The organism is Leifsonia shinshuensis, from assembly GCF_022606355.1.
Taxonomy (GTDB): Bacteria; Actinomycetota; Actinomycetes; order Actinomycetales; family Microbacteriaceae; genus Leifsonia; species Leifsonia shinshuensis_B.
The window spans coordinates 243011-255735 of sequence record NZ_JAHHZQ010000003.1; the positions used below are offsets into that span (position 1 = coordinate 243011).

General features: G+C 69.4%; 11 protein-coding genes. 1 reads left to right on the forward strand and 10 read right to left on the reverse strand.

Going from position 1 to position 12725, the window contains the following annotated elements; genetic code table 11:
• Positions 1-12 precede the first annotated feature (12 nt).
• From KNO15_RS12675 to KNO15_RS12700, 6 genes are all read right to left on the reverse strand, one after another.
• Complete coding sequence (locus KNO15_RS12675; protein WP_241704092.1) at positions 13-384, reverse strand: nuclear transport factor 2 family protein; 372 nt, start codon at positions 382-384, stop codon at positions 13-15.
• Positions 381-3017 carry a glycosylhydrolase-like jelly roll fold domain-containing protein gene (locus KNO15_RS12680; protein WP_241704093.1) on the reverse strand — a complete coding sequence of 879 codons (2637 nt, stop codon included), beginning with the start codon at positions 3015-3017 and terminating at the stop codon, positions 381-383. The genes KNO15_RS12675 and KNO15_RS12680 overlap by 4 nt, the downstream gene beginning before the upstream one ends.
• Positions 3014-4528, reverse strand: coding sequence for a family 43 glycosylhydrolase (locus KNO15_RS12685; protein ID WP_241704094.1), 1515 nt, complete (start codon positions 4526-4528; stop codon positions 3014-3016). Before KNO15_RS12685 ends, KNO15_RS12680 begins: the two co-directional genes overlap by 4 nt.
• A 6-nt stretch (positions 4529-4534) precedes the next feature.
• The gene (locus tag KNO15_RS12690; RefSeq protein WP_241704095.1) at positions 4535-5377 is read right to left on the reverse strand and encodes a carbohydrate ABC transporter permease; all 843 of its coding nucleotides are present in this window, start codon (positions 5375-5377) and stop codon (positions 4535-4537) included.
• 3 nt (positions 5378-5380) lie between these two features.
• A complete protein-coding gene (locus tag KNO15_RS12695; RefSeq protein ID WP_241704096.1) occupies positions 5381-6328 on the reverse strand; it encodes a carbohydrate ABC transporter permease in 948 nt (315 codons plus the stop codon).
• Positions 6329-6425: 97 nt separating this feature from the next.
• Positions 6426-7718, reverse strand: a complete 1293-nt coding sequence (locus KNO15_RS12700) for an ABC transporter substrate-binding protein (RefSeq protein WP_241704097.1) — start codon at positions 7716-7718, stop codon at positions 6426-6428.
• A gap of 232 nt (positions 7719-7950) precedes the next feature.
• Between KNO15_RS12700 and KNO15_RS12705 the strand changes: the two genes are divergently transcribed.
• Positions 7951-8886, forward strand: a complete 936-nt coding sequence (locus tag KNO15_RS12705) for a LysR family transcriptional regulator (RefSeq protein WP_241704098.1) — start codon at positions 7951-7953, stop codon at positions 8884-8886.
• An 87-nt stretch (positions 8887-8973) separates the two neighbouring features.
• Here the strand turns inward: KNO15_RS12705 and KNO15_RS12710 are convergent, their stop codons facing one another.
• The 4 genes from KNO15_RS12710 to KNO15_RS12725 are packed head-to-tail and all read right to left on the reverse strand — an operon-like array spanning position 8974 to position 12725.
• Positions 8974-9888, reverse strand: a complete 915-nt coding sequence (locus KNO15_RS12710; RefSeq protein ID WP_241704099.1) for an alpha/beta hydrolase — start codon at positions 9886-9888, stop codon at positions 8974-8976.
• 5 nt (positions 9889-9893) lie between these two features.
• A complete protein-coding gene (locus tag KNO15_RS12715; protein ID WP_241704100.1) occupies positions 9894-11375 on the reverse strand; it encodes a C-glycoside deglycosidase beta subunit domain-containing protein in 1482 nt (493 codons plus the stop codon).
• Position 11376: 1 nt separating this feature from the next.
• The gene (locus KNO15_RS12720) at positions 11377-12312 is read right to left on the reverse strand and encodes a sugar phosphate isomerase/epimerase family protein (RefSeq protein WP_241704101.1); all 936 of its coding nucleotides are present in this window, start codon (positions 12310-12312) and stop codon (positions 11377-11379) included.
• A complete protein-coding gene (locus KNO15_RS12725) occupies positions 12309-12725 on the reverse strand; it encodes a C-glycoside deglycosidase beta subunit domain-containing protein (RefSeq protein ID WP_241704102.1) in 417 nt (138 codons plus the stop codon). Before KNO15_RS12725 ends, KNO15_RS12720 begins: the two co-directional genes overlap by 4 nt.

A 12725-nucleotide genomic window follows, 5' to 3' on the forward strand; every position in this document is an offset into this window, starting at 1 on the left:
GGGTTCTCCTGTTCAGAACATCGGATGGTCGTGGGCGGCATGCACGGGGACCTGCTGCAGCACGTCCCAGTGCTCGACGATCCGGCCGCTCTCGAATCGGTAGATGTCCGCGACCGCGGCGTCGGGGGCGCCGGGTCGCGAAGCCTTGACGTGCACCATCGCGTGGTCGCCGTCGACGAGGATCCGCTGGATCGCGAACCGCGCGTCCGGGCTGCCGTCGAACTTCGGCGTCAACGCCTCCACCGCGGCGGCGGCGCCGTCGATGATGTTCGGGTTGTGTTGCCGGTAGTCGTCGGCGACGAGGGCGGCGAAGGCGTCGGCGACGCGCTTCTGCGTGTAGAAGAGGTCGCAGAAGTGCTCGAACGCAGCGCGGTTGTCGCTCATGACGCCTCCGTCCGAGACAGCGTCACGGGCCCGAGGAGCCCGCTCGGCTCCTGCTGCGCGAACGCCGAGAAGAAGTCGGGCTGCGCCTTGGCGAGCGTGTTGGTCACGTCGATCTCGAGCGTGTTACTCCCGGCCAGCACCCCCGCCGGAACGTCGAAGACGTAGGGAGGCGCGACGCGGGTGCCGAGGTCGAGGCCGTTCAGGCGCACGCCGGCGATCTCGAAGACCTGGCCGAGATCGAGGACGTGCGGGGCCGCTGCGGCCTCCGCCTCCGTCTCGAACGACGCCGCGTACCGCGCCGTGCCGCTGAACCGCGGCAGGAGGTCGGGGTCGCTGAGCGGGCGGAGACCGGCGAGCTCGCCCCAGTCCGAGAACGCGGCCTCCCCTGCCGTCGCGACGGCGACCGACCATATCGGCGCGAGCTCGGTCGCGTCGCCGCGCACGGACGCCGGCCGGATCGCCAGTCCCTCCCACGCCGACGGCGAACCGACGATCAGCACCAGCGATTCACCGGGGCCGAGATCGAGGGCGACGGAGGTCGCCCCGTCGTCAGCTCTGCCCGGCACTGCGGTCAGCGTGCCGGTCATCGCGTCGTACGCGACGACCTCGCCCGGTCGGGGAAGGATCGCTGTCGCACGCACCGCCTCCTGCACCGACTCGTTCACGAGCATCAGCACATCCGCGTCGCCCAGATCGCGGCGCAGCACCCGCAGCGACGCCGCCGGGCGGTCGAGCCGCACCGCGCGGTCCGTCATCGCGGAGACCGCATCGACCAGCCGCTTCTGCGGCACCTGACGGAACCGCACCCGGAGGGCGTTCGCATCGACGCGGGCATCGCGACCGGCACCGGCGACCTCCGGAACCGAGCCGACGAACACCACAGGCACCCCCGCGTCGTCGAGGCGCAGCAACTCCCGCGCGACCTGCGGGGGCAGGTACGCGCTGCCGGGAACGATCAGCGCGTCGTAGGCCTCTTCGCCCAGCGACAGCCGCGACCCGTCAGTACCGGCGGCGACGAGGGCGTCCGCCGGCACAATGTCGGCGTCGAGCTGCGCCTCCATCAGCAGCCGAAGCGGCCGCTCGGACGGCATCGCGTCGCCCAGCCACTCGGCCTCCGCGTGGTAGAGCACGGCGAACGGGGCGACGTGCGCGCCGCCCCGCAGCAGGTGGCTCAGCCGGTTCGTGTAGGCGCTCAGCAGCTGCTGATGCGGGTACTGCGGGTTGTTGCCGCGCGCGTAGAAGTGCGGAGGGCAGTCCGGGTCCGGGAACGGCGCGGGCGAGAAGGCGTGCGGCACGATGTGCGTGACGCCGCGTACCAGGAGATGGTTCGTCAGCCAGGTGAACAGCCGCAGCCCTGCGTACCAGCCGTACGCGCCCAGCGTCTCGCACATCGCCCTGCCCTGTTTCAGGGGATCGAGGTGCGCGGCGGACGATGCCAGCTTGGCGAGCCCGAAGTGGAAGAACTCGCCGTCGGCGGCCCCGCTGAGGTTGCCGAACGGCCCTCGCGAGAAGCCGGGTACGACCTGGCCGCCGATGATGTCCACGCCCGCCATGTCCTGGCCGGCCATCGCGCGGAAGTAGTGCCCGGCGCCCGGGCCGAGCCGTACGTGGGAGCCGTTGTCCTCGATGACGTGCCCGATGTGCTCGACGCCGTGCGCGCGGCACCAGTCGCCGAGCCGGCGTCCGAAGTTCTCGGAGTACAACCGCGAGACCGTGTCCATGTAGGCGTAGCGGAGCTCGCGCTCGCGTCCGCCGGCCGGCATCCACAGCAGCGGCAGCAGCGGGGTCGCGTCGCGGCCGAGACGCTCGGACAGGCGCGCGGCGACCGAGTCGTTCCACGGCAGCGGCACAGCCTTGCCGAGCCGCGAGTCGAAGTCGAAGGTGTCGGGATCGTTGTAGAGTCCTGGCTCGTCGCTGAAGAACCCCCCGATCGTGGTCCCGAACTCGTCGGCGTAGCGCTCGTGGATGCGCTCGTAGACCGTGTCGATGAGCAACTGCGTGGAGTCGGCGTTCAGATAGTCGATGTGCTGCGCGTGACGCTCGCTGCCACCTCCCTCGCCGACCGCGAGGAAGAAGACCCGCCACCAGCCGTCCGGGATGTCCCAGTGCAGCACGCCGTCGACGATCCGCTCGGTGAGGTCGACGGGGTCGCCGACGAGCTCGTCGGAGTCCTCGGCGCGCGGGTAGGCGAGCACGCGCAGCAGCGCGCCCGGCTGCTGCGCGGCCTCCGGACCCCAGAACTTCCGCCGCTCGACGATGAAGGAGGCGCCGTGCGCCGGACCGACGGCGTCGGTGTGCCGCTCGGTGAGGAAGTGCCGGCGCAGCTCGGCCGGTGCGGCCTCCACGGCGCCGCCGGCGTGGCCCGTCGGGAAGATGTCGTCGTCGAAGAACCACACCGTCAGGCCGCGGCGGCGGGCGATCTCGAGCACGGCATCGACGTCGCGCCACCAGCCGTCGCCGAGGAACTCCGGGTGTGGACGTGCCTCCAGGATGACGGCGCCGATCCCGGCGTCCGCGATGCGCTCCAGCTCCTCGCGCACGACCTCGACCGGTCCGCCCTTCTGCCAGAACAGGGGAATGATCGCGTTCGGGACGACACCGGTCACCACGTCGCGCAGGCGTTCGAGGGTCATCGTTGCACCTCCCCGTCGAGCGGACGGTACTGGAAGCTCCGGAACACGACATCACCGTCGCCGGTTGCGAACAGTGCCGGCCGCAGGCTCTTCAGGTCGTTCAGGGTCGCCGAATGCGCGCCGGAGGTGTCGTACCGAACGCCGTGGCGCACCCACTGCCCTCCGTGCCGCCGGTGCCAGCCGGTCACGATGTGCCGATCGTTTCTGAGACGAGGCTCGATGACCGCATCCGGTTCGGCGGGCTCGCGCCAGTGCGTCCGGATACCGCCGGCGTAGCTCTGCATCGCCGAGCCGTCCCAGCCCATCCCGAAGAACATCCGGTCGTTGAAGTAGAGAAGCAGACCTCCGGAGGAACCGTCACGCACCTCCACCTCCACCTCGACCTCATAGGCGTCGTCCATCGCCCACGTCGTGATCGGCGAGGATTCGGACGGCGACGTTCCCGAGCCGCGCAGTGTCAGCCCATCGCCGAAGCGTGCGCGGGCCGACTCCTCCCTGCCGGGGTTGTCGAACACCCAGCGCTCGCCCCACGCCGGTGCGGTGAAGTCGTCAGAGGGTGCGGGCACCGCGACCGGACGGGAGGCGCCGGCAGGCTTCCGCAGCGGCGCGCCGACATCCGCGGCCGACGCGATCGGCCAGCCGTCCTCGGACCACGCGATCGGCTCGAGCAGCGCCTGCCGGCCGAGGGTGCGATAGCCGTTGGCATAGCCGTGCGACACCATCCACCACGACCCGTCTGGCGCGTCGAGGATGGTCGCGTGGCCGCGCGACCACCAGGCCTCGTCCGCCGACCAGGTGCGAGCGATCGGGTTGCCCGGCGCGTTCTGCCACGGGCCGTGCACCGAGCGCGCCCGGGCGACGATGACCATGTGGCCGGTCGCCGGCCCTCCGGTGCCGCCGACCGCACTGACCAGGTAGAACCAGTCGCCCCGACGGAACAGCTTCGGCCCTTCCAGTGCGTACGCTTCCGTGATCCACTCGTCGGGGTAGTGCCAGCCGTCGTACGCCTGCTCCAGCGGGGTGACGGCGTGGAGGCCGTCGGCGCTCAGCCGGCACCGGCGGATGCCGTTGACGAACAGGTACCGCCGGCCGTCCTCCCCCACCACATGCCCCGGGTCGATCGCGCCGGAGACGCCTGTGAACACCGGCTCGCTCCAGGGTCCTTCCGGGCTGTCGGCGTGGATCACCCAGATCTGCGGCTCGGTGATGGCTTCCGACCATGCGCTCGGGACGAACGGGATGTAGAGGTAGAAGCGCCCCTCGTGCTCGGCGAAGTCCGGTGCGAACACCGTGCTGAGCGGCTCGTCGAGCGCGCAGGTCACGAACGTCCAGTTGACGAGGTCCGGCGAGCGCCAGATCGTCAGCCCGGGCGACGCGTCGAACGACGAGTACGTCAGGTAGTAGTGGTCGCCGACCCGCAGGACGGCGGGATCGGGCCGGTCGCCGGGCAGCACCGGGTTGCGGAAGGTCCCGTTCCCCAGGTCGGGGACGGAACGGGGAGCGGAGGTCATGCCGTTTCAGCCCTTGAGCCCGCCGGCGTAGCCCTGGATGAACTTCTTCTGAGCGAAGGCGTAGAACGCGAGGATCGGGATCATCGAGACGATGACGACCGCGAAGATCAGGTTCCACTGCGACACCAGCGAGCCGACGTAGCTGTACATGACGACGGGGAGGGTCTGCCAGGCCGTGCCGTTGAGGAAGATCAGCGAGGTGAAGAAGTCGTTCCAGACGATCAGGCCGGCGAGGATCGCCACCGTGCCGGTGGCAGGCGACATCAGCGGGAACACGACCTTGCGGAACACCTGGTAGCGGTTCGCGCCGTCGATGATCGCGGCCTCCTCGTACTCGGGCGTCAGGTTGCGGAAGAAGTTCGCGTACAGGAACACCGACAGCGGCAGCAGCATCCCCGTGTAGATGAGGATCATGCCCCAGGGGTTGCCCACCAGGCCGACGTCGCGCGCGCCGATGTAGAGCGGCAGCGTGCCGAGCTGGGTCGGCAGGATGATCGCCACGAGGAACAGGTAGAACGACCGTCGGCTCCACTTGCTCGTCGAGCGGGCGATGCCGTAGGCGGCGACCGAGCCGAGGCCCACCAGCAGCAGGATGCTGCCCGTCGTGATGATCACACTCGACGCCAGGCCCGCCCAGATGTTGCCCGACGACGCGGAGGCCGGCGAGAGCAGCTGGATGAAGTTGTCGAAGGTGGGGCTCGTCGGCGGCGCGACCGCGGCGGAGCTCAGGATGTCGGGCAGCGTCTTGAACGACCCGACGAGCAGGATCCAGAACGGCAGCAGCATGATCGCCGTCGCGATGAGCACGATGACCTCGATCGCGAGGGTCTTCTTGGTGTAGCGGAACATGGCTCACGCCTCCTTGAGCGAGCGATCGCGCGTCGCGTACTGCTGCGCGAGGGAGAAGACCAGGATGAGCAGGCTCAGGATCAGCGCGAGCGCCGCACCGAAGCCGAACTGCTGATAGGTGAACGCCGTCTGGTACACCTCCAGCGCGAGCGTCTGGGTGGCGCCGGCCGGCCCTCCCCCGGTGAGGGCGACCACCTGGTCGAAGACCCGGAGGCCCTGGATGAGCGTCAACGTCGTCGCGATGGCGACCGACGGCTGGATCTGCGGGAGGACGACGTACCGGAACCGCTTGAACGTGCTGGCGCCGTCGAGTGCGGCCGCCTCCTCCATCTCGATCGGTACCGTCGCGAGGCCGGCCAGGTAGATGACCATGACGAAGCCGATGTTCTGCCAGACCATCACGATCAGCACGCACCAGATGGCGAGCGCCGGGCTGGCGAGCCAGTTCTGCTTGGGGAGGCCGACGGCGGTCATCGCCTGGTTGAGCGGACCGTTGTAGTCGAAGATGAACTTCCAGATGTACGAGACCGCGATCGGGCTGACGACCACCGGCATGAAGATCAGGGTCCGCAGTACGTAGCGCGACTTGAGCGTGCGGTTGAGCGCAAGCGCGAAGAGCAGTCCGAAGATGTTGGTGAAGACCAGGAACCCGAACGCCAGGATCAGCGTGTTCCAGAGCGACCCGATCAGCTCCGGGGTCTGGAAGATCTTGACGAAGTTCTGCAGACCGACGAAGTCGAACGCCCCGAGACCCGACCAGTTCGTGAAGGCGAAGAACCCGCCGGCGATCGTGGTGGCGTAGATCACGATCAGCATCAGCACCAGAGCGGGGAGCGCCCACCACCAGCTGCCGAGCTTCACCCGGTAGGGCTTGGTGCGGGGCGCGCGCCGGGGCGACGCCACCGGCGCCGTCGTGGCTCCACTCGTCGTGGTCTGGGTCTTCGTGCTCATCGTCCGCACCTCTGACTGCGTCGTCATCGATTCGTTCCTTTCCCAACCGGGTTCGGGCGGCCGGCCCTCTGCAGGGTCGGCCGCCCGGGTCGCCGGATCAACCCCAGTCGGTGTCCAGCTGCTGGAGCACCTGCTTGACGGTCATCTGACCGGTCAGGATGCCCTGCACGCCGTTGCCGAGGTCGGTGTAGACCTTGGCGTTCGGCCATTCGGTGGGTGCGTAGCCGCGGGTGTCGTTCTTCGCGATCTCGTCCTTGATGCCGGCGTACTGCGGCAGCAGAGAGGAGTCGTTGCTGACGTTCACGGGGATGGTGCCGACCTGCTTGGAGTACTCCTCCTGGCCCTTCTCCGACACGATGTAGCTCAGGAACTTGGTCGCGAGCTTCGGGCTCTTGGTCTTGGCGCTCGCGGTGACGCCCTGGTCGGCGCTCAGCGACAGGTAGGTCTTGGTGCCCTGGGGCGCGCCGACCGGGAGGGCGATGAGCTTCACGTGACCGCCCGCCGCCTGCATGATCTGCTGCGCGGCGGCGCTCGGAGCGAAGAAGCCGAGGATCTTGCCGGAGGACGCTCCGTTGGTCAGGGCGTCGAAGCCGGCGCTGGTGGCGCCGTCCTGGAAGCAGCCCGCGTCGTACAGCTTCTTGATGGACTCCAGCGCGGTGGTCCAGCCCTTGGTGCCGGCGAAGGTCACCTTGTTCTTGGCACGGTCCGCGTTCCAGTTCTTGTTCGGGCCGTACACCGTGGAGGTGGCGAGCGCGACGGCGAGGATGCCGTTGTTCTGGTACGTCGATCCGGCCAGACCGAAGACTGTCTTGCCGGCCGCGCGGGCCGTCCCGCACTGCGCGATGATGTCGTCGAGACTGGTCGTCGCGTCGATCTTGACGCCGATGGACTGGGCGAGCTCGTCGTTGTAGATGACGCCGTTCAGCTGTGTGCCGAGCGGGACACCGTAGATCTTGCCGTTGTACGTGTAGAGGCTCTTGGCGGAGTCGGGAAGGTTCGACGCGATCGACGGGTCGTCGAGCGGGAGTACGAGCCCGGACTTCGCCCACGGGAGGATCGAGTTGGACTGGCCGGTGCCACCCTCCGCGTAGAACGTGTCCGGAGCGTTGCCGCCCTGGACGCGGGTGGCGATCGTCGTCGGGTAGCTCTGGACGGGGAGGTTCTGGGTCGTCACGGTGACGCTCTTGTTGGCGGCCTCGAACGACTTGGCCAGGCTGTCGTAGGCCGCCTTGTCCTGGTCGTTGGTCGCGCCGTAGGCGAAGGTGATGGTCTGCGGCTCCGCGCCGGAGGAGTTCCCCGAGCTGGAGCAGCCTGCGAGCAGGAGGCCCGTTGCGGCGGGGATGGCGAGCCAGGCGAGCCGAGCAGTGCGGCTCCTGCGGGTGTGCTTCATCGGATTGACCTCTTCTAAGACTTCGTTGTCGATCAGAGCGGCGGCTGTGTCGCCGTCCTCCTGGGGGCAGTTTCGAGTGTCGCAGCGGTAAAGCAGATAAACAACGGTAGTTCTGCTTATCCCAGACATAAGCTGGGTCGATACGCGATCGATACGGTGGCCCGCACCCTGGCCGCGACCCGCGTCGTTATAGTGAAAACGCCTGTCCCGCGTAGGAAGGGATCACATCGTCGTGACCGATTACCCGCTGATGTCGCGGCTCGATCTGAACCTCCTGATCGCGCTGGACGCCCTGCTCACCGAGCGCAGCGTGACCCGCGCGGCCGAGCGTCTGCGCCTCAGCCAGCCGGCCCTGAGCGCCTCCCTCTCGCGGTTGCGCATCCATTTCGGCGACCCGATCCTGGCCCGCCGCGGCAACACCTACGAGCTGACGCCGTTGGCGCTGCGGCTGGCCGACCACACCACGATCGCGCTGGACGCCGCCCGCCGCGTGTTCGAGAGCCAAGCCACCTGGGACCCCTCCGAGTCGGTGCGCCAGTTCTCGATCTACGGTTCGGACTACGGCTTCACGACCATCGGCCGCACCGTCTCTGAACTGGCCGCCGCGCAGGCTCCCGGCGTGCACTTCCGGTTCATGCTGCACAACCCGACGGTGGTCGAGGACGCGACCAACCGGCTGCGTTCGGTGGACGGCATGGTCATCCCGCACGGCTTCCTCACCGAGCTGCCGTTCGTCGACCTCTGGCACGACGATTGGGTCGCGATCGTCGCGGAGGACAACGACGAGGTCGGAGACGCGCTGTCGCGCGAGGAGATGTCGAAGCTGCCCTGGGTCATGAACTACCAGTCGCGCTCGGCCTTCACCTCCGCCGAGCGCCAGGTGCAGCAGCTCGGCATCGAGCCCAACGTGGAGGTCGTGGTCGAGAGCTTCCTGGCCATCCCGCACTTCATCGCGGGCACCCGCCGGGTCGGGATCATCCACCGTGCCCTGGTGCCGCTCGCCCAGCGCGCCGGGGCGGTGCGCGTGGTCGGCCTCCCGTTCGCCCCGACGCCGATCGTCAACGCGCTGTGGTGGCACCCGGTGCACACGCACGACCCCGAGCACACGTGGATGCGCGGCCTCTTCGAGGAGGCCGGCCGCATCGTCGCCGCGGGCGAGCACACCTAGCGCGCTGCCGCCTTCCACCGAAGGGCACGCAAACGCCCCTAAAACCGCGTTTTAGGGGCGCTTACGTGCCCCTCGATCGTGGGTTGCTCACCAGCGGGCGGCGATCCAGGCGACGACCGCGGCGAGCGTGCGCGCCGCGCCGAGGTGCGACGGCTCGTTGATGTGGGCGTGATCGGCGGCGGGTTCGACGTGGAGGGTGCTGTCGCGTCCGGCGGCCGTGAGCCGGGCGGCGAACGCCTCGCCCGACGGGCGCAGGGCATCCTGCTCGCAGACCACCACGAGGGTCGGCGGGAAGCCGCCGACGGAGCCGAGGCCCGGGAAGGCGTGCGGGTCGAGCAGAGCCGCCGGCGATCCGCCGTAGTTCACCGACAGCTGCGCGAACGGCGACTCCGGGTCCGGCGTCGTGCCGGGTCGAGCGCCGTCCGGGTCGAGCGCCGGGTAGACGAGCACGAGCCCGGCGGGCACTGCCGCCCCTGCGTCCCGGAGCCGCGCCACGACGCCCGCGGTGAGGTTCCCTCCCGCGCTCGCGCCCCCAAGCAGCAGGGCGCCCGGCTCGACGCCCAGCAGCTCGGCACTGTTCGCCCTGGCGTACCTCCACCCGGCGAGCACGTCGTCCGACGGCGCAGGGAAGTGCACGTCGCCGAGGCACTTGACGTAGTCGACGGCGAGCACCGGGATGCCACGCGCCGCGAGTTCCAGTGCCACCCAGTTCGACTCCGGCATGTCGAGGTGGCCGCCGATGAAGGCACCTCCGTGCACCCACACCAGTGCCGCGCCCGCGTGGGCGACCGTGTCGTCGCGGTACAGCCGGGCCGGCTGCGGGCCGCTCGGCGCCTCGACGATGAGGTCGCGTGTTCGGACGTGCGCCAGACGCGGGAACCGCCTCCGCAGCGATGCCGTGTCGATGTCGGGCCGCGGATCCGCCGGCTCGCCGTGCTCGCGCAGCCACGCCAGCGCCTCCGGCAGCGGCAGGGCGCGGAGGTCTGGCTGCGTGTCTGTCATGGACCCTACCGCCCGGCGGTCTGCAGCGACCGCATGCTCGCCCGGATGAGGTCGTGCTGCTTGCGCACGAGCAGGAGCGGGTCGACCTCCCCCAGCTCGGCGAACGCGTGCCCCTCCCACTCGCTCGACCAGTAGCCGCGGTAGCCGCCCTCGACGAACACCCGCACGAGCTCCGGGTAGTCGATCGCGGCTTCCTGTCCGTTCTCGTCGATGTCGTAGAACTTGGCGTGCACGTGCTGGATCTGCGGCATGATGTCCGCCCACTCGCGCGGGTCGACGTGGCCGTGCATGTTGAAGGCCAGGTGGGCGAAGGCGCCGAGGCGGCCCGGGTCGAAACCGCGGCTGTCGAGGTAGCCGATGAACTCCTGCTGGCGCTCGCGCATCGACGCGTCGGTCGCCCAGATCTCCTGCAGCCGTTGCACCTCCTCGTCGCCCAGGCCGGCACGGCGCACGGCACGCAGCAGCGTCGGCGACATGCTGTGCATGGTCGAGGAGAAGTCGGCGACGAAGCCGAGCAAGGGCGAGTCGAGCTCGGCGTAGACGTCGCGCACCTTGAGGATCTCGGGTGAGTTCGGTCCCATCGGCGCGTGGATCTCGTACGCGAGCTTCAGATCCAGGTCTTCTGCGACGGGCAGGAGGCGACGCAGCAGCTCCGGCTTGGCCGACTGGATGCGCACCAGCGGGAACCCCAGCTTCGCGGCACCCCGGAACAGCAGCTCGCTGACCTCGAACTCCTCGTCGGGCGTCATGTCGCGGTCGCGGCGCTTGCCCATGTCGAGGTTGGCACCGAACGAGCTGGCGTCGAAGCCGTGCCGGTCGAAGGCCTCCCGCCAGGTCGCGACGAACGCGTCGGAGACGACCGGGTAGGTCGGCAGCACCTGCGAGGCCACGATCTCGATGCCCGGGCCGATGCCGAGCTCGGCCACGCGATCCAGGAGGCCGTCGAAGTCTAACCAGCCGGCGCGGAACTCCGCACTGGCCGAATACAGCGTCAGCCCGAGCCTGAACGGGTCCGCGTCGGTCGCCTCCGGAGCCGGCGGCACATCGGAGACGAGCGCGGGCGCCGGCGCGTCATGGTCGGTCGCGGTGAGCGTCAGTCGCTGGTGCACGACGTTCGGCACGTACAGGCCGGGGCCGCCGTCCTCTCCCGGCTTGATCTGCATGTACGGCAGCCGCAGCTCGCCGTGCAGCTCGACCTCGTGCGTCTCGCCCAGCTCCACGACCAGCTCACGCCGCACGATCAGCAGGGGGTGCGACTGCAGGTACCAGAGCACGTCGCTCTGCTGCGGGAGGTCGGCGATCGGGTAGCGCACGCCGTCGAGTTCGAAGGCGAGGTCCTCCTCCGGCACCTCGACTCCGTCGAAGGTCAGCCGGAGCGTCGTCACCGACGACAGCCACAGGCTGCGGTACCAGGGGATGGTGAGGGCGAGAGCGACGCCCTCCGGGTGGACGCGCAGGCTCGCGTCGTCGATGAGTCCGTTGGGCATGTCAGTTCCTGTCTGCGAGCGCCGCGGGCGCGGACGCGGTGGCCGCACGCTCGGCGGCGATGGATCGGATGAGGGCGTGCTGCCGGCGAAGCTGGTCGGACGCGCGGTAGGGCTCGTGGTGGCCCTCGTACTCGCTCGACAGCCAGCCGGTATAGCAGGCGTCGACGACGACGTCGACGATCTCCCGCCACGGGATGTAGTGGTCGACCAGCTCGTCGTCCACCTCGTAGAACTTGGCCTGGAAGTACACGGTGTGCTCCATCACGTCGGCCAAGTCGGACACCGGCACGAACGGCACGTCCGGCGGCATCGCTCCCCCGTCGCCCATCCGGAAGGCGGCGCTTCCGCCGCGCCGCTGATAGCGCTGCACGTCGAAGACGCCGGTGTCGATCAGGAGGCCGAACTGCGAGGTGCCGGTGCGCTCCTTGAACTCCAGGTACTCCTCGACCACCGGGGACTTGATGACCGTCGGCCAGTGGATCTCGGGGCAGATGACGATGCCGAGCTCCTCCGCGAGCTCGAGGTTGCGCTCCACGGCCTCCTGCCAGATCGGGTCGACCCGGAGGTCGCCGGAGATCACGCCGATCTTCGGCCGCACGAACGAGAAGCCGAGCCGGCCGGCCAGACGCAGGTCGAGTTCGAGCTGGGCGGCTCCCTCGACGGCCGTCATCGTTCGGCCGGGGAACCGCCGGGTGTCGATCCACGAGCCGTAGAGGGTCGGCGTGAGCCCGAGGCGCTCGTTGCGGGCGAACCAGGCGTCGATCCAGGCGCTGGAGGGGTTCGGGTAGTCCGCGATGTGGCCCTCGCCGAGGATCTCGAGCCCGGTGGCCCCGAGGTCCGCGACGTCCTCGATGCAGTCCTCGACCGTCATCGTGACGCCGATGTCCTCGGTGTAGCTGTACAGGGAGACGCCCAGGCCGAACGGAAGCGTGCTCATCGGACGATCACCGCCTTCCGGCTGGTTGTCCAGATCGAGGGCTGGAGCTCCTCGGGGATGTACGACATGCGCAGCCGCAGCTCGAGCGTCACGTCGTGGATGCCGCGGGCCAGGCCGCCGGGCTTCGGAACGGTGAGCACGGCCGGCGCGTCCATCGGCCAGCGCGCGTCGGGCGATCGCTGCAGTCCGTCGAAGGTGTAGTCCGTCGCACCGGATGGACCGGCCGGCAACGTCCAGACGATGTCGTCCCCGCCGAACACCTCCCCGTCGACGGTCACCGTCGGCTTCTCGATCAGGTTGCCCCAGAGCCCGCGATAGTACGGGCTCCGCACGCGCAGCTGGAACCCCGTGGGGGCGTCATCCGGCCCGACGTTGCGGAACCCGGCAGCCTGGATCAGCTGTTCTTCGAGCAT

Coding starts and splice junctions, on each gene's coding strand:
- KNO15_RS12675 (WP_241704092.1), bottom strand. CDS start 384: ATGAGCGACAACCGCGCTGCGTTCGAGCACTTCTGCGACCTCTTCTAC.
- KNO15_RS12700 (WP_241704097.1), bottom strand. CDS start 7,718: ATGAAGCACACCCGCAGGAGCCGCACTGCTCGGCTCGCCTGGCTCGCC.
- KNO15_RS12725 (WP_241704102.1), bottom strand. CDS start 12,725: ATGCTCGAAGAACAGCTGATCCAGGCTGCCGGGTTCCGCAACGTCGGG.
- KNO15_RS12710 (WP_241704099.1), bottom strand. CDS start 9,888: ATGACAGACACGCAGCCAGACCTCCGCGCCCTGCCGCTGCCGGAGGCG.
- KNO15_RS12715 (WP_241704100.1), bottom strand. CDS start 11,375: ATGCCCAACGGACTCATCGACGACGCGAGCCTGCGCGTCCACCCGGAG.
- KNO15_RS12690 (WP_241704095.1), bottom strand. CDS start 5,377: ATGTTCCGCTACACCAAGAAGACCCTCGCGATCGAGGTCATCGTGCTC.
- KNO15_RS12720 (WP_241704101.1), bottom strand. CDS start 12,312: ATGAGCACGCTTCCGTTCGGCCTGGGCGTCTCCCTGTACAGCTACACC.
- KNO15_RS12680 (WP_241704093.1), bottom strand. CDS start 3,017: ATGACCCTCGAACGCCTGCGCGACGTGGTGACCGGTGTCGTCCCGAAC.
- KNO15_RS12685 (WP_241704094.1), bottom strand. CDS start 4,528: ATGACCTCCGCTCCCCGTTCCGTCCCCGACCTGGGGAACGGGACCTTC.
- KNO15_RS12695 (WP_241704096.1), bottom strand. CDS start 6,328: ATGAGCACGAAGACCCAGACCACGACGAGTGGAGCCACGACGGCGCCG.